16 protein-coding genes are annotated in these 22,441 nt (G+C 36.2%); 4 read left to right on the top strand and 12 right to left on the bottom strand.

The window, feature by feature from the left end; genetic code table 11:
- Positions 1-27: 27 nt before the first annotated feature.
- Positions 28-2,382 (bottom strand): TonB-dependent receptor, encoded by a 2,355-nt coding sequence (locus tag H7U22_RS07840; protein ID WP_187070796.1) that lies wholly within the window; start codon positions 2,380-2,382, stop codon positions 28-30.
- A gap of 297 nt (positions 2,383-2,679) precedes the next feature.
- Between H7U22_RS07840 and H7U22_RS07835 the strand changes: the two genes are divergently transcribed.
- Positions 2,680-3,165: a hypothetical protein gene (locus H7U22_RS07835; RefSeq protein WP_187070795.1), complete on the top strand. Its 486-nt coding sequence runs from the start codon at positions 2,680-2,682 to the stop codon at positions 3,163-3,165.
- Positions 3,166-3,215: 50 nt separating this feature from the next.
- Here H7U22_RS07835 and H7U22_RS07830 read toward each other — a convergent pair whose 3' ends face one another.
- The 5 genes from H7U22_RS07830 to H7U22_RS07810 all read right to left on the bottom strand — a co-directional run bounded on the left by H7U22_RS07830 (position 3,216) and on the right by H7U22_RS07810 (position 11,735).
- Complete coding sequence (locus H7U22_RS07830; RefSeq protein WP_187070794.1) at positions 3,216-4,088, bottom strand: sugar phosphate isomerase/epimerase family protein; 873 nt, start codon at positions 4,086-4,088, stop codon at positions 3,216-3,218.
- A 216-nt stretch (positions 4,089-4,304) separates the two neighbouring features.
- A complete protein-coding gene (locus tag H7U22_RS07825) occupies positions 4,305-6,020 on the bottom strand; it encodes an arylsulfatase (RefSeq protein ID WP_187070793.1) in 1,716 nt (571 codons plus the stop codon).
- A gap of 27 nt (positions 6,021-6,047) precedes the next feature.
- Positions 6,048-7,100: a glycoside hydrolase family 2 TIM barrel-domain containing protein gene (locus tag H7U22_RS07820; RefSeq protein ID WP_187070792.1), complete on the bottom strand. Its 1,053-nt coding sequence runs from the start codon at positions 7,098-7,100 to the stop codon at positions 6,048-6,050.
- 38 nt (positions 7,101-7,138) lie between these two features.
- A complete protein-coding gene (locus H7U22_RS07815) occupies positions 7,139-8,596 on the bottom strand; it encodes a RagB/SusD family nutrient uptake outer membrane protein (protein ID WP_222621820.1) in 1,458 nt (485 codons plus the stop codon).
- 19 nt (positions 8,597-8,615) lie between these two features.
- Positions 8,616-11,735, bottom strand: coding sequence for a SusC/RagA family TonB-linked outer membrane protein (locus tag H7U22_RS07810; RefSeq protein WP_248284699.1), 3,120 nt, complete (start codon positions 11,733-11,735; stop codon positions 8,616-8,618).
- Positions 11,736-12,385: 650 nt separating this feature from the next.
- Between H7U22_RS07810 and H7U22_RS07805 the strand changes: the two genes are divergently transcribed.
- A complete protein-coding gene (locus tag H7U22_RS07805) occupies positions 12,386-15,559 on the top strand; it encodes a ligand-binding sensor domain-containing protein (RefSeq protein ID WP_187070791.1) in 3,174 nt (1,057 codons plus the stop codon).
- On the top strand, positions 15,544-16,326 hold the full coding sequence (locus H7U22_RS07800; RefSeq protein WP_317172955.1) for a response regulator transcription factor: 783 nt from the start codon (positions 15,544-15,546) through the stop codon (positions 16,324-16,326). Before H7U22_RS07805 ends, H7U22_RS07800 begins: the two co-directional genes overlap by 16 nt.
- 61 nt (positions 16,327-16,387) lie before the next feature.
- Here H7U22_RS07800 and H7U22_RS07795 read toward each other — a convergent pair whose 3' ends face one another.
- The 3 genes from H7U22_RS07795 to H7U22_RS23280 all read right to left on the bottom strand — a co-directional run bounded on the left by H7U22_RS07795 (position 16,388) and on the right by H7U22_RS23280 (position 18,340).
- Positions 16,388-17,515, bottom strand: a complete 1,128-nt coding sequence (locus tag H7U22_RS07795; protein WP_187070790.1) for a DEAD/DEAH box helicase — start codon at positions 17,513-17,515, stop codon at positions 16,388-16,390.
- Between the two features lie 199 nt (positions 17,516-17,714).
- Positions 17,715-18,200: a hypothetical protein gene (locus H7U22_RS07790; protein ID WP_187070789.1), complete on the bottom strand. Its 486-nt coding sequence runs from the start codon at positions 18,198-18,200 to the stop codon at positions 17,715-17,717.
- Between the two features lie 5 nt (positions 18,201-18,205).
- Complete coding sequence (locus H7U22_RS23280) at positions 18,206-18,340, bottom strand: hypothetical protein (RefSeq protein ID WP_262890356.1); 135 nt, start codon at positions 18,338-18,340, stop codon at positions 18,206-18,208.
- A gap of 161 nt (positions 18,341-18,501) precedes the next feature.
- On the opposite strand from H7U22_RS23280, the gene H7U22_RS07785 reads away from it, so the two are divergent.
- A complete protein-coding gene (locus H7U22_RS07785; RefSeq protein ID WP_248284698.1) occupies positions 18,502-19,395 on the top strand; it encodes a helix-turn-helix domain-containing protein in 894 nt (297 codons plus the stop codon).
- A gap of 198 nt (positions 19,396-19,593) precedes the next feature.
- Here the strand turns inward: H7U22_RS07785 and H7U22_RS07780 are convergent, their stop codons facing one another.
- From H7U22_RS07780 to H7U22_RS07770, 3 genes are all read right to left on the bottom strand, one after another.
- A complete protein-coding gene (locus H7U22_RS07780; RefSeq protein ID WP_187070788.1) occupies positions 19,594-20,490 on the bottom strand; it encodes an NmrA family NAD(P)-binding protein in 897 nt (298 codons plus the stop codon).
- Between the two features lie 27 nt (positions 20,491-20,517).
- Positions 20,518-21,459: an alpha/beta fold hydrolase gene (locus tag H7U22_RS07775; protein WP_248284697.1), complete on the bottom strand. Its 942-nt coding sequence runs from the start codon at positions 21,457-21,459 to the stop codon at positions 20,518-20,520.
- Positions 21,460-21,528: 69 nt separating this feature from the next.
- The gene (locus tag H7U22_RS07770; protein ID WP_187070787.1) at positions 21,529-22,092 is read right to left on the bottom strand and encodes a Crp/Fnr family transcriptional regulator; all 564 of its coding nucleotides are present in this window, start codon (positions 22,090-22,092) and stop codon (positions 21,529-21,531) included.
- Positions 22,093-22,441 lie beyond the last annotated feature (349 nt).

Below are 22,441 nucleotides of genomic sequence, written 5' to 3'. Positions count from 1 at the left end.
ATTTTTATAAATTGTTATTAGAAATGATTAGGATTTATTGATGAAATATCGAAGGTTTAAGTAAAAACCACGACCTGGTTTTTGCAAACTGAAATTATCGAATGTGGGTTTATTTGTAATATTCCTTGCTTCGAAAGAAATATTGTAGCGACCGTTTTTCATGCTGTAAACGAAATTAAGATCATGAGAAAGTTGCAAGGGAATTACCTTTTTATCGGAGGCTTCATCTCTCCCACCCAAACTTGGCCAGTAAAGCCAAAAGGCATGTACATATAACAAGTTGTAGCCTAGCGTTAAATTATTGCCTTTTTTGCCAACATCTCTAAACGATGCACTAACATCTGTATTTCCAAATAAGTACGGAATGTTCGGCATCTGATCTAAATAAACCGGACTAACACCACTGTAATTGGGTTCGTATTGCTGAAGATTTTGTAAATACTGATAAGTGATGGTGGTACCTGCAGACAACCAGTTTTTATAAGAATATCGTATTTCGGCATCTGTACCCAAAGTGCGTACACCTTCCCTATTATCTGCTACGGTTTTAGTTTGATTGTTGTTTAATCGATTGTAAATAAAATCGGCAGAATACCTGTAAACTGCATTTGCAGTAACAGAGAAGCGATTTATTTCATTAATCTGAAAATTATAGATTATCCCAAAATTAAGATTATCACTTTCCTCAGGTTTTAAAGCTGGGTTCGCTTCTTGATTTTCCAAATCACCAAATATTTCAGTAGCCTCTGGCATTCTGTTCGTCTTCTCGTAAGATGTTCTTAATTGAAGATTACGGTTGAGGTAATAAGCAAGTGCCAATCCATAACCCATTTTATCGGTTGCAGCTGAAACACCTCTACTCCCAATTACATTGTTTTGGTGGATGTATTTACCAAAGAAATTGCTACTCCATTTATTTTCTACATCATAACTATACCCAAAGCCCAAAACATTTTTATTTACTTTTTTAGCAGGATCTAGCGCATTGTTAGCAGGAATTAGGAGATTATCGGTTTTCCTATTAAAAGTAGAAAACACATTATTAACCGCTACAGAATGATGTTCGGCAATTTTATAACTCGCCATCGCAGTAGCCAAACCGTTGTTGTTCATGTATTTAGCGAGTTGGCCACCTTCACGTTCACCAATTGTTGCTTTGGGATCACGTATGCCATCCCAATCGTAATCAGCTCGGGCTGTATCTATCGTTTTCTCGTAGCCAAAGTTATAATTGGCATTTAGCGTTACATCTAATCCTTTAATCAGATTAGTCTTTTTATATTTAAGTGAAGGCATAATGATATTGCCTCGTCTGTGTAATTGACCAAAAACGGCATCAGGTCTTGCTCCCGTTTGAATTTCTTTGTAATTCTCGCCCAAAGTAATCCCGATCAATAAATTATCGGCGAAAGATTTATCTACAACGCCCACATTTGCAATTAAGGTTTCGTTGTGATAGGTATCATTAAATCTTCTTAAAGAAGTTTCCGTTGTACCTTGAACCTGGCTTAATAAGCGCTGAGGCAAATCTGTTTTATAGTTGTTGTCGGAATAATTTTGGAAAGCGTTTAACTGTACGGTAAATCCGCTTTTGCTGGTAACCGATGCATTAACCACAGAACGATGCGTATTAAAACTGCCGTAAGAATAAGAGGCATCTAAATAGTTTCGATGTTTGTTTCCTGTTACAATATTAACTGCTCCACCCAAAGCATCAGATCCTAACCACATCGGCACAACGCCTTTATAAACCTCTACACGTTCTGCAAGATTAATGGGAATATTATTGATTTGAAAAGAAGAACCGAAGTTGTCCATTGGGATTCCATCGATAAAATAACGAATGTGACTTCCGGAAAAACCATTTAGTGAAACATTGAAACTAGAACCTACACCACCAGTTTCCCTTACGCGTACACCGGCTACCCGATCCAGAGCTCCAGAAATATCAAGCGTTGTGTTATAAAGTTTTGTCGCATCAATCGCGGTAACATTAAAGGCCTGCCTGTTAACTTCTTGGGCTTTAGTTCGGCCGACAACATTAACAGTTTCCATTTGCTCTGATGATTCTGATAAGCTAAAGTTTACAACAACTTGCGGTCCACCAGATGTTACAGTTATTTCCCTTTTCTGTGTTTTAAAGCCAATGGCGGAGATTTGCACATGATAATTACCAGCACTAACATTTAGAATTTTGAAATTTCCATTTGCATCAGTTAATGTTCCAAAATTTGTTTTAAGAACTTTTATGGTAGCGCCTGGAATGGGTTCTCCAGCGCTGGTTTTGATTTGCCCCGATAAGCCAGAAAGACTATTTTGAGCATAGATAAAAATAACACAGGCGCATAATATGCCCGATAGCAAAAATTTCTTAATTTGCATGACTTTTAATGGAGATTAAAGGTTAAGCCGGTTTCCGGTTTACGCCACACGGGTCTAAACCGTGTGGCATTTTTTTTCTGCAAAGATATATTTATTTAGAATAAGTCCAAATAAAAACATTACAAAACTTGAATCTAAATGTTATCTCGCTCGAAGTCAAGCTTGTTTAGATTAAATGATGAATAAGGTTGAGGCAAGAAAAGTAGATAAATATTAGAATTTTTAATCTTTATTTATACTTCTGAATGTTATTGGAATTAGTTAAATTGTGAGTACATAAAATCTCTAATAGTTACAATGAATAAATCTAAGTCTACGTTTTTACAGCGTATTATAATATTTGTTATATTAATTTACATCTTACCACTTTTTATTGCCTCTGTTTATGGCCTTGCCGAAAATATTTATGATGACAAAAGTGGTGAATACATTAAAATAACTAATCTAGCGTTTGCTGTTTTTGCTGGCATCGCAACCTTAATGTTCAATTGGGCGAGTAGTTTAGATGATAAAATTTTCAAAATTGAGATTTCCGTAATTATTAAAATAGCGGAGTATTCAATAATTGGTGGCATTGGGTATTTGCTAGCTTCATTAATGCAATTTATCAGAACAATCCCACACAGTAAGGGAATTTTAGGTTTGCTTCCATCATTTTATTTTGATACAATTCCTCTTGCTGTTATATTTATAGTTTCTTTTTTAGCAGCACTGTCAGTCTTAATAATTACTTATATTTTTTGGATGTATATGAGAATTAGATTAAAGAAAGAAGTACAATAAAAACATTATAATTTATTAAATCTAAACTCTATAATAATGTCAACTAACCCTTATTTTTTTTGTGCATAAACCTCAGCAATTTGCTTAGAAAGATACTTGAAGGCAAGTGGCAGATCTACAGAAATATTTGTGGTATTTCCTTCGATAAAAATAAATCCTCTATAATTTACATCTTTCAAGGCTTTTAAGTAAGGCTTAAAATCATCTCCATTAACACCGGGAAATGTACGCTTTTGCTTTTCTGCAACTTCGCAAAAAGTAATTAAGTCTCCTACTGCCCTAATCTCGTCTGGCGATTCGTTTTCTCGCATCATGTGAAATATATCTACATTGAGTCTGAAGTTTGGATGATTTACCAGTCTTACAATTTCTGCTGCCGATTTCAAAGAAGTAATGAAATTGGTTTCTGTGGTTTCTAAATTTTCAAGCACAATTGTGACTTGATATTTTTTAGCGATTTGCCCTAATTTATTGCACAACTTAACAAAATCTGATTTAGCTTTAACTAAATCATAACCTTCTGGAATTCTTCTTGAACCAGAACTTCCCAAAACTATAAATTTCACTCCTGCTTGTTTCGCCCTAGAAAGTAGAACATCGGTATAGGCTAAAACTTTTTCTTCATCAACATCTGGTCCGGCTATTTTTATACTGCCAGGAAAAAACAGATTGCAGGTCATGACTTTACATTTGGCAGATTTTATCTTTTTTAAATTGACTTGAAATTCCTCTTCCGTTAAATTAGGAGACAGAATTTTCTGTGCCGATTCAGTAATCATCCTAAAGCCTGAAGAATAAGCTAGGCTATCTTGATCTAAACTTGTAGCAATACCCAGCTTTGGAAAAGATTGAGCGTTCGCTTTTAAGCTTAAAATATAAAGAAAGACCAAGCAAAATAATAAAACTAGAGATTTATTTTTCATACAATAAAATTGAAATTACCTGAACATCAAACAATTATTACCAAACTTATAAAAATTGTGCTCTAAAAATAAAAGAAGCTGTATCATAAATATAAATTGTCATCCTGAGCTTGTAGAAGGATAAATAAAAATGCATTTCGACAAGCTCAATATGGCAAAATTCTAAAGAAAAATTAATTATGATACAGCTTCTTGAGTGTTAGATAAAGTTAATAACTATTTAGAACTACTTGGCTTCGGAAATACCTGATTGGCGTTTGCCCAGTTTTCCCAAAGTACCTCAAGCTCTTTAACCTTCGCTGGATTTTGTTTCGCGAGATCATTCGTTTCTGCTTTATCTTTCGATAAATCGAACAAATGCCAAGTGGTATCACTGCTTAATGAAACTAATTTCCAATTACCGGATCTAGCATAACGAGCACCAAAATGTTCGTTAAAAAGTGTTGTGTGACCAACATTTTCTTTTCCTTTTAACGATGGAACCAAACTTACACCCGAAGTAGGAATAATACTTTTTCCTTTATAAGTAGTGGGATATTTTGCACCAGCCAATTCAACAAAAGTTTTCATAAAATCCATTACGTGGCCACGTTGATTGCTGTAACTTCCTTTCTTCGCCTTAATCCCTTGAGGCCAATAAGCAATCATTGGTGTGTGAATTCCACCTTCGAAAGATTCTGCCTTTGCATATTGATAAGGCGTATTTGCAACGTTCGCCCAAACCCGCCCAATAGAACTGTAGGTAGTTTGCGGACCAGGCATTGCTTGCTTTTTAGTTGCATAAACAATTGGAGATCCTGTACGGGTTTCACTAGGCCGATCAAAGCCTGGGCCATAAGCGGCCGCATTTTCAGGACTTGCGCCATTATCTGATAAGAAAATAATAATGGTGTTATCCAATTTCCCGGTTTTACGTAAGGCATCTATAATTCGCCCAATCCCTTGATCCATTCTATCAATCATTGCTGCATGCACAGCCATTGCCTCTGCATCCCAAGCCTGATCTGGATTGTTTTCCCAAGAGGTAGCGCGAGTAATTGGTTTAGATAGCTTAGTGGTGTTTGAATCTATAAGACCAAGCTTAACCATTTTTTTATATCTCGCCTCGCGAATTACATCCCAACCGCCTTTATATGTGTCTTTATACTTTGCAATATCTTCTGGCTTTGCTTGTAAAGGCCAGTGCGGTGCATTTTGAGAAACATATAGAAAGAAAGGTTTATTCGTTTTTTTCCACGAATTGATATAAGCCACAGCCGTATCATTAATTGCATCGGTTTGATAATAATCTTTAGGAACAGTTTTAATTGGCTTTGTTCCACTCACTAAACTAAAAGGATCAAAGAAATCTACAACACCCCAAATCGTTCCAAAAAACTGATCGAAACCACGACTCGTTGGATATTGACTTAATGGAGAAAAATCGCCAAAATCTTTTTTATGATTTAGCCATTCCAACTGCTCTTTTGGATCTTTTTGCACATTAGTATTGGATACATGCCATTTTCCAGACATTGCCGTATTGTAACCTGCAGTTTTTAAAACTTCAGCAATGGTTACCGTATTATCGGCAAGTCGCCCTAAATAACCCGGCTCATCTTCTGCTTCGGTCATTTTACCAATTCCCGCTTGTTGGTTATACAATCCAGTGAGTAACGAGGCTCTTGTGGGGCAACATCTTGAGGTATTGTAAAACTCCCTGTAGCGCAAACCATTGTTTGCCAAAAAATCTATGTTGGGGGTATTAATTTCACCACCATAACAACCCGCATCAGAGAAACCCATATCATCGGCCAATATGACCACAATATTTGGCCTTTCAGGCTTAACTTCTACTTTGATTTTCTTTGGATTTTTATCAAAAGCGCTTAAAAATATCAACGCTGAGCCTGAGACGACCGCTAGGGAGAGGAATATTTTTTTCGAATTCATTTCTAAATAGGTATTTGTTAAACGATCTTATTTTTTGCCGTTAAGTGTCTTGATGGTTTTCACTTCGTTTTCGCTAAAAGGCGTTTTATCTTGTTTGTAGATGTCATGAAACCATAATTCAGGCTCTTTTCCTCCTGGCATTGGGGTATCCCAAGCATAAATCGTGTTGGTTTTACCAGATACAAATCCCCAGTTAATGGCACCAACATTTTCAGTTTTTAACATTGGCAAAATAGTCTGAAATAAACTTCCATTTCTTCTAGCCATATATTCTGTACAAACCAATGGACGTTTATAAGCTTTTAAATCGTTTATTTTATCTAAATGGCGATCTACATAACCGTAGTGGTGATAAGTAATTACATCGGAGTTTTCTAACTGGAACTTGTTTAGGTTAGCGAAATTATCGCCATAATTCCATACACCTGCGGTAAGTGGCTGACTCGGATTAACGGCTTTGGCCCAACTAAAAACCTGCTTTAAAAGATCTAAACTTTTATCAACGTAGCCATTGTTTCCTGGCTCATTATATAAATCCCACATTATAATCCGCTTATCATCTTTATGTGTGGTCAAAATATCTTTCACATAGGCTTCAAGCATTTTTAAACTGTCTGGATTATTTCTAATATCCGTTCCGGGATCGCGAAGCCAACCGCTATTGTGTACACCGATTTTGGGCTCTGGCTGTTTCCCTGGAGCATATTTATCATTCCAGCAATCATCAAAAAATACAAGGATAGTTTTCACATTGTGTTTGGCAGAAATATCAAGATAGTTGTTTAATCTTTTCTTAAAACCTTCCTTATCCGATGTCCAAGCTACGTGATGTAGAAATACACGCATGGTATTAAAACCCAATTCTTGCGCCCATCCAAGTTCTTTATCAATCTGCGCTGGATCAAACGTAGCCGCCTGAAACATTTCCAATTGGTTAATGGCCGTGGCTGGTTGGTAGTTACAACCCGTCATCCAAGGTTGCTTTTTGTACCAGGCATTCGCTTGCTCTGTTGTCCATCTGCTCTGTGCAAAGGAAGTGCTGATGCTCAAGCACGTAATTAAAATAAATAGGTATCTCATAATATATTATCTAATGTTGCTAATTTAACTAAAACGTTTTAATACCCGGGGTTCTGTGTACAAAGTTTATTTGCATCGAGTTCAGATTGTGGGATTGGAAATAAAACCCGGTGATCTTTTGCGTTGGTAATACCTCTTGCTACAGCATTGCTGATCAATTTTCCTTGGCGAACCAAATCTTCGCGGCGTTTACCTTCAGATACAAACTCCCATCCTCTTTCTCTTAAAATTGCATCTCTAAATAAATCTTTCGAAGCCAAATCTGTTAGCGTAAGCGATACAATTCCTGCTCTTGTTCTTACTTGATTAAGCAAACCTAAACTCTCGAGAGTTGGCCCGGTTAATTCGTTCAAAGCTTCGGCACGGGTAAGTAGAATATCCGCATAACGCAAAACAGGCACATCTGTTCCGCTATTGTTCCCTACGGTTGCATTATCCCAATATTTGAAACTTCTTGCATTATCTCCGGTTGATAAATCGACAGTAGCATTGCTGGTGTTTACATAACTGGTACAGATTAAAGAAAGGCGTTTATCGGTTGGGGCAAAAGTGCTTGTAAAAGCAGTTCTCAAACGGTACATCGTTGCGAAATTCGACATTGATGCAGTGTAAACGTAGTTTGGAAACTGTGGACTGCTTTTATAAGCTGCTGGTAAAGCTCCTGCTTGATACCAGTTTCCAAAAGGATCTTCCGGACGACATTGCAAGGCTAAAATGATTTCTTTATTACGCTCATTTTCAACTCTAAACAATCCTTCAAATGAAGGAAACAAAGCGTAATAATTATAATCTATTACGGCTTTGGCAGCATCCGCTGCTTTTTGCCACTGTTTAGTGTTTAGGTAAAACTTGGCCAAAATTGCGTAGGCCACACCTTTATTATATCTCCCAAAAGCAACTTCAGCACCAGGGTTTGGTAAATCAGGAATTGATGCAGTAATGTCGGCTTCAATAAAATCTAATAGTTGTTGATTAGTTGCTTTAGCTAAGGCACCAGTTTGTGTTTCTGGGGTTCGTAATGGCACAGTGCCAAAATTATTATACAAAATTGCATAAGCTTGTCCTCTTAATACTCTCGCCTCGGCGGTGTATAATTTTTTATTGGCATCGGTTGTGTTTACTGCAGCAATGTTTTGGATCACGTTATTTGCATCGCGAATGGCTCTGTAGTTGGGTGCCCAAAGGTCATCGAAAAATGTACCTGTTGTTGGATCCCAAGTATAATTAATCAGCGTAAGCAAACCACCGTTTTCTGCCCCGCCTGTATCGTAACCAACATCGGTACTCATTTCTGCTCCATTAATTACCCAACGCGAGTTGGTTTGAGTTTGCGCTTGTGCGTAGGCGCTAAATAACAGCGATTTTATACCTGCATCTGAAGTTAAAACATTGTCTGGCGAAAATTCTGAATTTGGAGATACCTCGAGCGATTTTTCGCATGAAGTAATCGAAAACACCATTCCCGACAATAATATATATGTGAATATTCTTTTCATGTTAATCGATTTTTAAATTTTAAAGCTGAAGATTTATCCCGAAAGTGTACGTTCTAGAAAGTGGGTAAGAATTATAATCTACCTTTTGAATGTTATCTCCCAACGAGTTTGCTGCAGGGTCTGATCCTGAATATTTTGTCCAGGTGTATAGGTTAGATCCATTTGCAAATACCGATAAGTTGCTTACAAATTTGTTTTTAGGAAGTGGAACTTTAACCGTTAACCTTACCGCCTGCAATCTTAAATATGATGCATCTTCTACCGTTCTGGTATTCACCTGTCTCTGCCCTTGCACATCGTTAGGCAAGAAAGATGGAAAATCGTTTGTTGGGTTAGTTGGTGTCCAACGGTTTAAATAAGGTTCTGCCAATTTATTTCTCCGAAGATCTACTGGGTACAGTGCATCAACTAAACTGCTGTTTAATAATTTAGCACCTTGAGATCCTTCTAAAAACACATCAAGGCTCACGATTTTATAACCAAAGCTTGCATTAAAACCGTAATAGAAATCCGGCATCGATTTGCCAATAATCGTACGATCGTTAGCATCGATAATTTTGTTGCCATCTAAGTCGCGGTATTTTAAATCACCAGGACGAACACCCGCTTGTGCAGTCGAGAAATTATCACCGGTCTGCCAAACGCCATCAACAATATAGCCGTAGTAAGAACCAATGGATTCGCCTGGTTTTAAAATTCCCAATGCGCCGATAGAACCTACACCACCATAAATCACCTGACTTAAATCTCCAAGACTCAAAATTTCGTTTTTAAGGGTTGTAATGTTAAAACCTGCATCAATTCTAAAATCCTTTCTATTTAAAATTGATCCTTTTAGGGAAAACTCAACGCCAGTATTGCGCATACTGCCCACATTTTGAGTTTGCGATCCGAAACCTGTACTTGCTGCCTGTGGCGTATCATAAAGCAAATCGGATGTTTTACGGTTATAATATTCGATACTTCCAGTTACCCTTGAGCTAAACAAACCGAAATCTAAACCTAAATCTACCTGATTGGCAGATTCCCATTGTAAATCTGGATTTGCACTTCTTGTTGGATTTAAAGAGCTGTATCTTGTTCCTCCGAAAATGGCATTTCTACCTGCAGAATACGTACTAAAATAAATGTAGTTGGCATTAGGTTGATTTCCTGTTGCGCCATAACTTATTCTCAACTTTAAATCACTTAAAATTTTGTTGTCTTTTAAGAAATCCTCATCGTGGATTTTCCAAGCTACTGCTGCTGAAGGAAAATAACCAAATCTTTTGTTCGGTCCGAACCTTGCAGAACCATCGGCCCTTAATGATGCGGTTAATAAATATTTGCCCTTATAAGCATAATTAACTCTACCTAAAAACGAAACTAAAATGTTTTCTTGTCTGCTATTGCTTACACTGTTTAAGGTGTTATCGCCTGTACCCAAACCATCGTAAGTTAAATCTGGCAATGCAAAAGACCTTGAGCTTCCAATTAATGAGCTGGAAGTATAACGCTCATAAGTAGAACCTGCAACTGCAGAAATACTATGATCGCCAAAAGTTTTGTTGAAATTTAATGTAGCCTCGCCCAAATAATAGGCACGTTTACCATCGCGAACATCGGCGTAACCATTATAAGATGCTCCTGTTAAAGTTGTTGGATCAATCCAAAAATAGCGCTGACTGTCATTTACATCCGCTCCTGCTCTTACCTTTGCCGATAAGGAAGGAATAAAATAATACTCTGCATAAATATTCCCGATTGTTCTGTAGGTATCGCCCATGCCGTACTGCCCATTAATTACAGCTAAAGGATTATCCATTGGATTCATTAATGCCGAACGATTATAACCGCCGGTTGCAGTATAAGGCGCAGCTGTTGGATCGTAATTTTGAGCCATATAAAGTGCACTTGCATTATCGTTTAACCCCACACCTGTAGCGTTATAATCATCTCTACTGTAAGAAGATTCTAAACTAATTCCAACAGCATATTTTTGCGCCACCGAATGTTCTACATTTACGCGACCGCTGTATCTTTTGTTGCCAGAATTCAGCATAATTCCATCCTGATCGTATAATCCGGCAGAAATGTAAAACTTGGTATTGCCGCCACCACCAGAAAACGAAATATCATGACTTTGAAGCGATGCCGTTTTTAACAATAAAGATTGCCAATCGGTATTGGCATTTGTGCCTGTAACCCGAGTGGTTGATAAATTACCCAGATCGATAATCCCGTTGATGGCCTGAGTATATTCATCGCCAGTCATAAAGGTGAGCAAGCGTGTGGCCTTTTGCGTCCCAACAGAACCGTTATAGTTTACTTTTAATTTCCCGTTGTCACCTTTTTTAGTGGTAATAATTACCACTCCATTTGCACCCCTCGAACCATAAATTGCGGTTGCAGAAGCATCTTTCAAAATCTCAATCGAGGCAATATCTGATGGATTCAAATTGTTCATAGCTGAACGAAGATTTGGATTACTGGTTGTTCCGCCCGGAGCAGAACTTCCAATCGCAGATCCATCGTTAATGGGCAAACCATCAATTACGTAAAGCGGACTGTTATTGCCGGTAATGGAAGTAATCCCACGAATCTGCACACTCATTGCAGCGCCTGGTTCTCCACTTTTTTGGTAAATTTGAATACCAGAAGATCTTCCTACCAAAGCCTGTTGAACGTTTACATTGGCACCTTTTGTAAGGTCGCTCGCTTTTAATGATGTAACAGAACCAGTTAAATCGCTTTTACGAACCGTACCATAACCCACTACAACAACATCCTCTAAATTTCCAGCTTCCGGTTCTAGCGTAATATTAACGCTTGTTCTTTTGTTTACTTCAATTTCAATGTTTTTGTAGCCTACAAAACTTACTTGCAAAACTGCGTTTGAAGCAGCATCGAGGGCAAAAGCTCCAGATGTATTTGTGCTGACTACTATGGGTTGGTTTTTAACTTTTACAGTAGCACCAACAATGGTTTCTCCTTTTTCGTCTTTTACAACGCCCGTTATCCGCGAGGTTTGGGCATAAACTGCGTTAGATATACTGCCACAAAAAACAAATAATACACACAGCAATTTAAAAAGCTGGCTTTTGCTTGCAAAGGGAAAATTGAATACCATTTTCGAAAAATCAAACTTTCGAGTTTTCATTTTTTCTTTCATTTTTAATGATGGTTTAAGGATTTAGGTAAAATAAATAGCACCAACAGTTGTTCGTGGCTAAATACAGTGCATTAAGAAATTTTAATTAATTGAGATGATTCAGTTTTAGGTTGTACAACAACAGCTCGATATTGAATATAAAGCGTAAAAAGTTGGAGACTTTGAAGAGTAAATAGGATTCATAAAATAAGGATTGAGGCGCAAATATATAAAAACTATATAAAGCCTATAGATTATATAGTTTTTTATTTAACGAATCCTTTGAATAGAATATTTCAGCTCTTGATTGGCACTAAACCGAAAGGAATTTCAAATACTTAAGTCTCTTTTTTATTTGTAGAGGTGAAGTCTACGCCATCAGATTGGAGCTTATTAATAAGCTTCTTTTGTAAAGTTTTTTTCATAACGTTTAATATTTGGTTGTAGGTCGATCAAATTGAGATTTGATCTATCAAATAAAAACAATTCGCATATTACATTCTGATCAATCTTTAGTTGAATTGTCTCAAAATGCGATCAAGATCTTTCTTACTGATATTCCATGATGGTTTATCTTTATTTTAACATTTGGTTTTTGCCCAATGCCCTAAAGTAGATTTGGAACTCAGCACCGATTTTTTAACTTTGAGTACCAAGCTATGAGCATCCTTCAAACCAGATTTTTTATATTTTTTCTTTTACTGTTTGCCACACGGCTGGCATTTGCCCAGCCTTATTATTTTCGGCATTATCAGGTTGATGAAGGTTTATCTCATAACACCATAATCAGTTTGCTTCAAGATCATAATGGAATGATTTGGGTGGGCACAAAAGGCGGTTTAAATTCTTTTAACGGACATAATTTTAGATCGTATTTTAATAAGGCCAACAGTTACGGCACCATTGGAAACAATTTTATCAACTCACTCTGCGAGGATAAAAATGGAATGATTTGGATTGGTACGGGTCGAGGAATTTTACGCTTCGATCCTGTTCATGAGGTTTTCTTTCAGATTCCTTTTAATGTTGCCGATGGTGTGGAACAAATTACCATTGATAAAAACAATAATATTTGGTTTTTGAAAAGCGATATGCTGTGCAGGTACAATCAGCTGAATAAACACCTCAGCTATTTCCCTAGCGTTAATGGAAATTCTATGAAGTTTGATGCCTTTGGCAAGCTGTGGATTGGTAATCATGAAGGTGAAGTTTTCAAATTCGATCCCGCAAATAATAGCGTATCAAACATTATCCAGGTGCTAGATAAAAACCTGCCTTATAACCAGAAAGTAATAAGCAAATTACTGGTACTCAAAGATCAAATTCTGATTGGCACAACCAAACATGGCTTGCTTACTTACAGCTTGGTTACGAAAGAAATTAAAGCGCTCTTATCTAAAAACAAAGACAATACAGATATTTATGTAAGAGATATAATCTCGGCAGAAGAGGAGAATTATTGGGTAGCGACAGAATCTGGAGTGTATGTTTTTAACCTCAAAAATCAGCAATTTACACAGCTAGAAAAAGTTCCGAGCAATCGCTATTCAATATCAGATAATGCGGTGTATTGTTTGCTTAAAGATAATGAAAAGGGATATTGGGCAGGGACATTTTTTGGTGGCCTGAATTATCTTTCGCCAGAAAATATCAAGTTTACGAAGTACATCAACATTAAAGGAACAAATTCTATATCGGGCAATGCGGTGCGAGAAATCTGCAGTTACGATAACAAAAACATTTGGATTGGGACGGAAGATGCAGGTGTAAATCGTTTGGAATTGAGCACAGGTAAATTTACCCAGTTTACCACAACTGGGCTTTCCAATAGTTTATCCTATCCAAATATTCACGGTCTTTTTGCCACAAAAGATAAACTCTACTTAGGTCCTTTCGTTCATGGATTGGACATTATGGATTTAAAAACCGGTAAAATCTTAAAAAGACATAGTGTTATTGGCTCGGGTGATCAATTTACCAGTGATTTTGTGATGTCCATTTATCAAACTTCGGAGAAGAGGATTTTGATTGGTACCATTCATGGTGGGCTTTTTGAATACGATGAACAGAAAGACAATTTTAAGCGTCTCAATTTTATCCCCGAAAATTCCAACATCTACGCCATTTTCGAAGATCATACTGGAACAATATGGGTTGGAAGCTTGCAGAATGGTGTATTTTATTATAATCCAAAAACGGGTTTAAGTGGTAACATCAAGTTTAATAAAGGAAATGGTTTCGATTATCAAATTCAGGGCATCTATGAAGACAGTCGCCATTTCTTATGGTTCGCAAGCGAAGGCGGAGGCTTGATCAGTTTAGATCCAGATCGAAAAAAGATTACAAAAATTACCACAAGCAATGGCTTACCCAGTAATTACCTATTCAGAACGCTCGAAGATAATACTGGCAATTTATGGATCAGCTCACTTAAAGGATTGATCTGCCTGAATTTAAGCACCAAAAAAATCAAAATCTTTACCAGAGCCAACGGATTGATTACCGATCAGTTTAACTACAATTCGGCCTATAAAGACGTAAATGGAAAAATGTATTTCGGAACAGTACAAGGACTTATTTCTTTTAATCCGGCTGATATATTGGTAAAATCAGTTGCTCCGCCTCTTTACTTAACCGCGTTCCAGGTTAATAATGAGGAAGTAATACCAGGCAAAAAAGGTGTGCTTTCTCAAGCAATTCTTTACACCGACACTGTACGTTTAAATTATAACCAATCGAGTTTTAACATTGAGTTTGCCACTTTCAGTTATACGTCTCCAAAAACCATCGATTACTTATACCAAATGGAAGGCGTGGGCAATAATGAATGGACGAATCTAAGAAATAATCAAAAGGCTTATTTTACAGATTTAGCGCCCGGAACTTACAACTTTTTGGTTAAAGCAAGAGATAATGTTGGTGGCTGGGTGAGTAAAACTCGTCATATTGTTATTCAAATACGGCCACCATTTTGGAAAAGCGGATTTGCTTATTTCATCTACATTTTGCTGGTTTTGATTGCGTTTTATCTTTCGGCAAATTATTATAGAAAGATGCTCGAATCTAAAAATCAGAGGAAACTTCAGCTTTTCGAATTTGAAAAAGACAGAGAAATTTATCAAGCAAAAATTGAGTTTTTTACCAATATTACGCATGAAATTCAAACGCCTTTAACATTAATTAAAGGCCCGGTAGAACGGCTTCTTGATCGGATTGAAGATGCGCCCGCGATTAAAAAGAGCTTGCAGATGATCGATAAAAATACTAACAGACTTCTTGCGCTTACCGCACAATTGCTCGATTTTAGAAAAACAGAGATTGATCAATTTGGATTGAGTTTTGTAAAACTAAATATTATTCAGGTTTTAAGGCAAGAAGTTACCGCATTTAAGCCTGAAATAGAGAAAAAACACATCAAACTCGAACTTAAATTCCCCAAAACCAGTTTAATCGCCTTTGTAGATTATGAAGCGTTTAGAAAAATAATTAGCAATCTCTTATCCAATGCACTCAAATATGCAAGCTCAAAAATAATAATTGAGCTCTTACCAACGGTAGAAGATCATCGAGAATTTGTGATTCGGTTTGCTACGGATGGAGAACCTATCCCTAAAGAATTAAGAGAGAAAATATTCGAACCGTTTTACCGAATGAGCAGAAACATAGATAAGCCGGGAACAGGAATCGGATTACCCATTGCCCGATCTTTAGCCGAGTTGCATACGGGAAGCCTACTGCTGATTGAATACCAAAATGGATTAAATATATTTGAATTAAAATTGCCCATTCACCACTCAATAGAGTTTAATTTAAGCAAGTGGAAAAAATTCTAACAAAAAGCGATCTGCTACTAATTATAGATGATAGTGAAGACATCCTCGATTTCCTTACAGAAATCTTCTCCGATAGCTATGATGTAGTAACCGCCGAAAATGCGGAACAGGCACTAATTCTATTGCAAAACAATGTTATCGATCTGATTATAAGCGATATCATGATGCCTGGCATTGATGGGCTTGAGTTTTGTCAACAGGTTAAATCAAATATCGATTATTGTCACATTCCGCTTATACTTCTAACTTCAAAAAATACCTATCAAGCACAAATATCGGGTTTGGAAGTTGGCGCCGACGCTTATGTTCAGAAACCTTTTTCTCCCGAATTTCTGTTGCTCCAAGTTGCTAATCTGCTAAAAAACCGATTTAAGGTTAGGGAACACTTTTCTAATACACCTTTTGAAGACAGTTGGATTACCACTCACCGAAAAACTGATGAAGTATTTATGAAAAAGGTTGAAGAATATATTCACCAGAACATAAAAGATACCAACTTAGAAATCGATCAATTGGCTTACCACATGAATATGAGTCGCCCAACTTTTTACCGTAAAGTGAAGGCAATTTCTGACGTTACCCCAAAAGATTTGGTAAATATAGTCCGCTTAAAAAAGGCTGCAAGGTTAATTGCCGAAAACGACTTAAAACTTTTTGAAGTTTCTCAAATGGTGGGTTACAGTTCGCAAAGCATTTTTGGAAAGAACTTTCTTAAATATTTCGGCATCAACCCAATCGAGTATGCAAATCAATTGAAGAATGCTTAGCTTTGAACTTAAAATCCTTTGCTAAATAACCTAGATTGCTAAAAACGTAAATATTTTGTGATTACATATTTTCGCTATCAATTAATTTAACCTGTTTCCCCATTTTCTTTTGAATAACCTCAAAATGGTGTAATTCATCAGGACTAACCAAAGAGATAGCTTCTCCCAACTTATCTGCACGGCCTGTTCTACCAATGCGGTGGATATAATCTTTGGGCGATCTAGGCAGTTCATAATTAATTACAAAAGGAAGCTGGTCAATATCGATTCCTCTTCCCATTAAATCTGTGGCCACCAATATTTTAAGCCTGCCAGATTTAAAATTAGACAACGCCTCATTTCTTGCTCCCTGACTTTTTTTACTGTGGATGGCTTTCGCCTGAAAATTATTTTTAACAAGTTTGTTTACAATGGCATCTGCAGTATGAACGGAAGAAGCAAATATCAAAACTTGTTTCATTTCGTGATGACCGATTAGATAACGCAAAAAGGGTCCTTTCTTTTCATCAGAAACAATATAGGCCACCTGATTAATCTGTTCGAGAGAATCTTCTTGGGCTTCAATCTTGATAACCAGCGGATCATGCAGTAAAACTTGGTGAATTAGTTGAAGATCTTGATTTAAAGTAGCTGATAATAGTATGTTCTGACGCTTTTCTGGCAAGAGTGCAATAATTTTATTTACCTCTTCTTTAAATCCTAGATTAAGCATTTTGTCGGCTTCATCAAGTACCAGAGTCTCAATACTAGATAAATAAACCGAATTCATTTCTAACAGTTCCAACAATCTGCCCGGCGTTGCTATAAGCACATTTGTACCTTGAAGAGCCGTCATTTGAGGATTTATAGATACTCCACCATAAACCGCCAATGTTTTAACAGGCACTGGAACTCCTTTTCCAAAAGTTTGAAAAACATCTTTTACCTGCTCCGCAAGCTCGCGTGTAGGCACCAAAACCAATACATTAACGTGTCGGTTTTTAAGCGCAACTGCCTTTTGCAGATTCATCAAGATTGGCAAAACATAGCTGGCTGTTTTTCCAGATCCTGTTTTGGCGATGCCTAAAACATCCCTCTTGTTCAATATCGCTGGTATAGCTGCTTGCTGAATTGGTGTTGGTTCAGTATATTTTTGATCTGATAAGACTCTTAATAATTCTGGTATTAATCCCAGAGTGGTAAATGGCATATTATTCTTTTTCGATAAAAATAAGGAAAAATCGTTATTAACAGTGTCTACTTTAAAAATCCAACGAAATGAAATGAAGGAGTTCTACGAAAAAAATGCTTATTTTACTTTGTTAAAAAGGCCACTGTCAAATTATTTTAAATGCACGAATGCTGATAAAATGATAAAGCAGCTCTTCTCAGAACTGCTTTATCATTTTCTAACTAAGGTTTATTTTTCTTTGCTTCCTATATTGATAGATAGAACCTGCAACAAATATTATTAAAAGAAAAAGTAGTGTTCCGCCTATAATTGGATCACTTGGCGCTTTTGCCAAAGGATGTCCGATTGGAATCCGAGTAAATGTTTCATTAACCGTAGGTATCCAAGAGAGAAAAAAGCTGAACGACAGACAAAAGTTTTCAAAATACCGATTTCGGTTATTACCCTGTTTCTTTTGATAAAGAAAATAGGCTACAGATACCAATACTACAATTAACAATGAAAATACATGGCCAGCATTAAATCCGCCATGCTTGGAGATACCCAGTGCAGTTAATGAGGTAATCATGGTGCAGTAAAAATATGTTTTGCCGGATAATGCAGCTAAATTGATTTTACCATATTTTATATAGGAAGCGATTGCAGAAACAATCGCAATAACGCCAATAGCAGTATGAAAAATGCCTAAATTTGATAGTCCCATAATTATTAGTTGTTATATGTTAAATTTAAAAATGACTTATTTGAAGCTACTGGCAAATGATCTTCTGATAAACTAAATGGATTACCATTTAAATCCATAATTGTAAAGTTGGGTGCGACTTTGCCTTCTTTAATTTTCATTGTTCGATTTTTTAATTGTTAGATAATTATACTGCTAAAGAAATAAGGCCAATAAAAGGGAATAGCGCAGAATCTTAATTTGATGTTTTTAATTTATTTCTTTTTGCATTACAAAGCTCCTAAAGAAAAGAAAGCTAGACTTAGTAGATTAGTTCAATTTTTTGGCAATTTGGTTCATAAAAGAAGCATCTTTAAACAATATGGTAAACGACTATAAAAAATTTGACCTATTTGGAAAATCGCTGATCCAAAAAATTGTATTAAAGCCACCCTTCAAATTTGATTTTCCAGTTACCGATCGGGCTTGTTTTTTGTACTTATTAGAAGGTGAGATTAAATATCAAATTGATGAGGAAGAAATAAACATCCCGACCAATTATTCATTATTTCTGAATTGCATCAACTCCGGAAAGCAGATACAAAATTCCAACTCAAAAAGTAATTGTGAAATTGTAATCGTTACTTTCTATCCAGATATACTCAAGAAAATTTATGAAAGAGAACTTCCGGTATTGCTTCAAGCCCCTCGGAATCCGATCTCAAATAAATCGAGCGAAAAAATAAGCAGCGATTTTTTAATTCTAAAGTACATTGAAGGATTACTCTTTTATTTTGAAAATCCATCTTTAGTTAACGAAGATATTTTGATCTTAAAGTTTAAAGAAATCATTCTTTTACTTTCACAAACACAGAATGCAGAGGCTATTCAAGTCATTTTATCACAACTCTTTTCGCCAACAACCTATACTTTTAAACAAATAATAGAAGCAAATTTGTTTTCGCAATTATCTATTGAGGAACTGGCTGAGCGAAATAATTTAAGCATCTCTTCCTTTAAACGAGAATTTGCAAGATTATACAACGATACGCCCGCCAATTATATTAAAGCTAAAAAGCTAGAAAAAGCAACCGAACTCCTTTTGGCTTCCACAAAGCGAATTACCGACATTGCCTTTGATTGCGGTTTTAATGATCTCGCAAACTTCACCAAAAGCTTCAGTGAAAAATACAATACTACTCCTACAAATTATCGGTTGCAAATAAAAAATAAGTGATGGGGAGTTTCGAGATTATCTGAATTCTGCATTTAACACAAAATAAATGAGGACGTTACATTTAAAATAGAACGATTAATGAAATTAATTTTCGCAAAAAAATTAGTTATACCAATTGAAATATCTATTTAAAAAAAGCAGCTCATTTCTGAACTGCTGTAAACTTGCTACCATGACTTATTATTTTCAATTTGTATCTCATTTCACAAAAGAACTTATATAATCCAAACTGGTTGTCCAGCTAAGATTTTCATAACGTTGATTAGACAGTTGATGATGATGAGTTGAAAACATGGAATACATATATTGAGCTTGTTGCCATTTGGCATACAATTCAGCCTCACCGGCAGGATTATCTTTTCTCTGCTTTTTTATCATCTGTGCAAAATCTTCGAGACTTGAAAGTTGTTGCATTCTAAATTCCAGACCCGTTGCTTCTTTCACATCAGCCCAAATCATATTGGGACTAACCTGAAAACTTGCTATCTGTAAATTTCTGGGTGCTTTATCGTCTAAAGCTACTTCAGCTGTAAAGGAAGCTGTATTATCCATTGTGGTGAAATCCAATTTCCAGTCTGCCTTTTCACCCCAATAGCCGATGCTCTTGTCTTTTAAATTTAGAATAGGTGTATTGTATTTCATAATATCTGCAAAAGCGCCGTTGAAAATAGAGGATGCTTTGATTGAAGAGCTGTCTAGATAGGCTTTAAATTGTCTTCTTAAATCAAAATTCCTGTTTTCGCCAGGTACCAAGTCGTTATAATCCGTACAAAAATCTGAAGGGATAAACCGTGGTACTCCTGCTTGCAATGCACCATCCAATAATCTTTTCTGTAAATCTAAAATAACATCTCCCAAGCCTGCCAATGCAGAAACTACACAATCTATATCTGCACAAGCCTTTGCGATTTCATCGACATTGCTTAAATCTACTGCAATTACATTAACACCAATTTTTCTTAGAGTTTCGATTTTTTCAGGATCAGTAGCTGTTCGAACTAAGGCACTTACATCTGCGCCTCTCTTTATTAATTCCTTACAAATTTTATTTCCTAAATTACCAGTAGCACCAGCTACCAAGATTGATTTTTTCATGATTATTATTTAAGGATGTTTATTCTATTATAATGCTAAAAAGCTGAAAACAGCGTCTAACACTTGCTGAGGTTGTTCTTCGAACATATAATGGCCACTATCTAAGATACCAACTACATTAACATCTTTTGCAACATAAGGTAATCCTATTTTCATATAGTTGTAACTAACATAACTTCCAATTCCCAATACAGGCATGGTAAGCGGTTGATAGTTTTTTGCATCTTCAATATCTTGTGCAAAGCTTTGATACCAGGCATTGGAAGCCTTAATGTTCTCGGCTTTATTGTAAATGGAAGCATAAACTGCTCTATCGAATGAAGTCATTTTACTTTCATCAATCATTACATACTGAAAAAGCCAATCTAAAAGGTATTGAAAACGACCTTCCAATATCTTTTCTGGTAATTCTTTTACCTGATTAAACCCCATCCACCAAGCGTAAGGCATCTTTGCATCCATCTTTTCATTAAAAGTACCATTTGGAGGCATCAATGGCATTTGCATCATGCCTTCGCTTGGGTGTGCGCCATCCGCAACAATTAGCTTATCCGTGAATTGGGGATAGTTAAACGCGAAACTCATAGCAACCATTCCGCCAATATCGTGCCCCATAAGGTGGACTTTAGATAGCCCAAGTTGCTTGATCAACTCCAGAATATCACTTGCCATTGTTTTCTTATCGTACCCGGAATCGGTTTTCCCCGAACTGCCCATCCCTCTGAGATCTACAATAATTACACGATATGCTTTTGCAAGATCACCAGCAATGGGATGATAAGAATAATAGGTTTGTGGCCAACCTGGCAAACAAATCAGAGGCTCGCCACTCCCACCTTCAATATAGTGCAAACTAAATCCGTTAACTTTTACATAACGATTAGTAAAGCCAGGAAATTTTTTAATTAATTCTTCATCAGCATACTGATTTTGAGATGGTGCTGTGTTATCATTTATTTGAGTCATCATATTATTTTTAATAACTCAAAGTTAGTAGGCTACTCGTTAGGCAAAACTAACAAATGGTAGAAAATCAATTTACCTAATATTTTTCCTAATTCTACTCAATGCATTGGGTGTAATGCCCAGAACTGCGGCCAATTGCTTGATAGGAACTTTCTGCAAATACTCAGGAGTATTCATAAATTCCAAATATCGTTCTTCAGCAGAAAGTGTTTGGAAATTTAAAATCTGATCTATCATTCTCACACACATTGCTTCCCATATTTTTCTCCCAAACTCCTCCCAGCTTGCAATATGCCCATATAAAAAGTCCATATCTTTTTTATCAATTACAATCAGTTCCGTATCCTCAATGGCTTCGATATTAAACCTAGTTGGTTTTTGTGGATTAAGGCTAGAAATCTCCGTAAAAAATTCATTTTTAAAGGTTACCCATGTTGTGTTTTCCTGATCATTTAATTCATAAAAAAAGCGTACTCCACCAGATACAATAAAAAAATATTGATTGGCAATTTGTCCCTTCTTCAGAATTATCTTCCCTTTACTTACTTTCTTTGTCTTACATCTGGAAAGTACAAGTTGCAAATCGAAATCATCTATCAATATGATCGATTTTATGAATGTTATAAATTGCTCCATTGTTTAGTAAAGATCGACTTTATTCTGAGGTTAATACGTTAGTGAATATTCATTACAAATATATAATTGCTTATAGATTTAACTATTACTTGTGTATTCCAAAAATTTAATTTCTATAAGATATAGTCAATTATCAAGCGCTTGTAGATCCATAAAAACTTTTTTTTAATCATGTTATATTAAAGAGTTTCCAACCTTTCAATACGCTCAACCCCTTCCGAAGTACGCGAACGGCCTTGCAACATTTAGAAGGTATGATAGTTAAAGGGATTGCAATTCCTTTCTACCTCCCACCTACCCAAACAGGGTGGAGAAATGGAGCTCCTTCAGCGAAGTGGCTCAGCCTGTG

The organism is Pedobacter fastidiosus (assembly GCF_014306625.1).
Taxonomy (GTDB): Bacteria; Bacteroidota; Bacteroidia; order Sphingobacteriales; family Sphingobacteriaceae; genus Pedobacter; species Pedobacter fastidiosus.
The sequence above is the reverse complement of the archived record's forward strand: the minus strand, read 5'-3'. Positions and strand labels throughout refer to the sequence as shown.

Coding starts and splice junctions, on each gene's coding strand:
- H7U22_RS07805 (WP_187070791.1), top strand. CDS start 12,386: ATGAGCATCCTTCAAACCAGATTTTTTATATTTTTTCTTTTACTGTTT.
- H7U22_RS07820 (WP_187070792.1), bottom strand. CDS start 7,100: ATGAGATACCTATTTATTTTAATTACGTGCTTGAGCATCAGCACTTCC.
- H7U22_RS23280 (WP_262890356.1), bottom strand. CDS start 18,340: ATGAAAATTAAAGAAGGCAAAGTCGCACCCAACTTTACAATTATGGAT.
- H7U22_RS07835 (WP_187070795.1), top strand. CDS start 2,680: ATGAATAAATCTAAGTCTACGTTTTTACAGCGTATTATAATATTTGTT.
- H7U22_RS07780 (WP_187070788.1), bottom strand. CDS start 20,490: ATGAAAAAATCAATCTTGGTAGCTGGTGCTACTGGTAATTTAGGAAAT.
- H7U22_RS07795 (WP_187070790.1), bottom strand. CDS start 17,515: ATGCCATTTACCACTCTGGGATTAATACCAGAATTATTAAGAGTCTTA.
- H7U22_RS07825 (WP_187070793.1), bottom strand. CDS start 6,020: ATGAATTCGAAAAAAATATTCCTCTCCCTAGCGGTCGTCTCAGGCTCA.
- H7U22_RS07840 (WP_187070796.1), bottom strand. CDS start 2,382: ATGCAAATTAAGAAATTTTTGCTATCGGGCATATTATGCGCCTGTGTT.
- H7U22_RS07810 (WP_248284699.1), bottom strand. CDS start 11,735: ATGAAAACTCGAAAGTTTGATTTTTCGAAAATGGTATTCAATTTTCCC.
- H7U22_RS07790 (WP_187070789.1), bottom strand. CDS start 18,200: ATGGGACTATCAAATTTAGGCATTTTTCATACTGCTATTGGCGTTATT.
- H7U22_RS07815 (WP_222621820.1), bottom strand. CDS start 8,596: ATGAAAAGAATATTCACATATATATTATTGTCGGGAATGGTGTTTTCG.
- H7U22_RS07830 (WP_187070794.1), bottom strand. CDS start 4,088: ATGAAAAATAAATCTCTAGTTTTATTATTTTGCTTGGTCTTTCTTTAT.
- H7U22_RS07775 (WP_248284697.1), bottom strand. CDS start 21,459: ATGATGACTCAAATAAATGATAACACAGCACCATCTCAAAATCAGTAT.
- H7U22_RS07770 (WP_187070787.1), bottom strand. CDS start 22,092: ATGGAGCAATTTATAACATTCATAAAATCGATCATATTGATAGATGAT.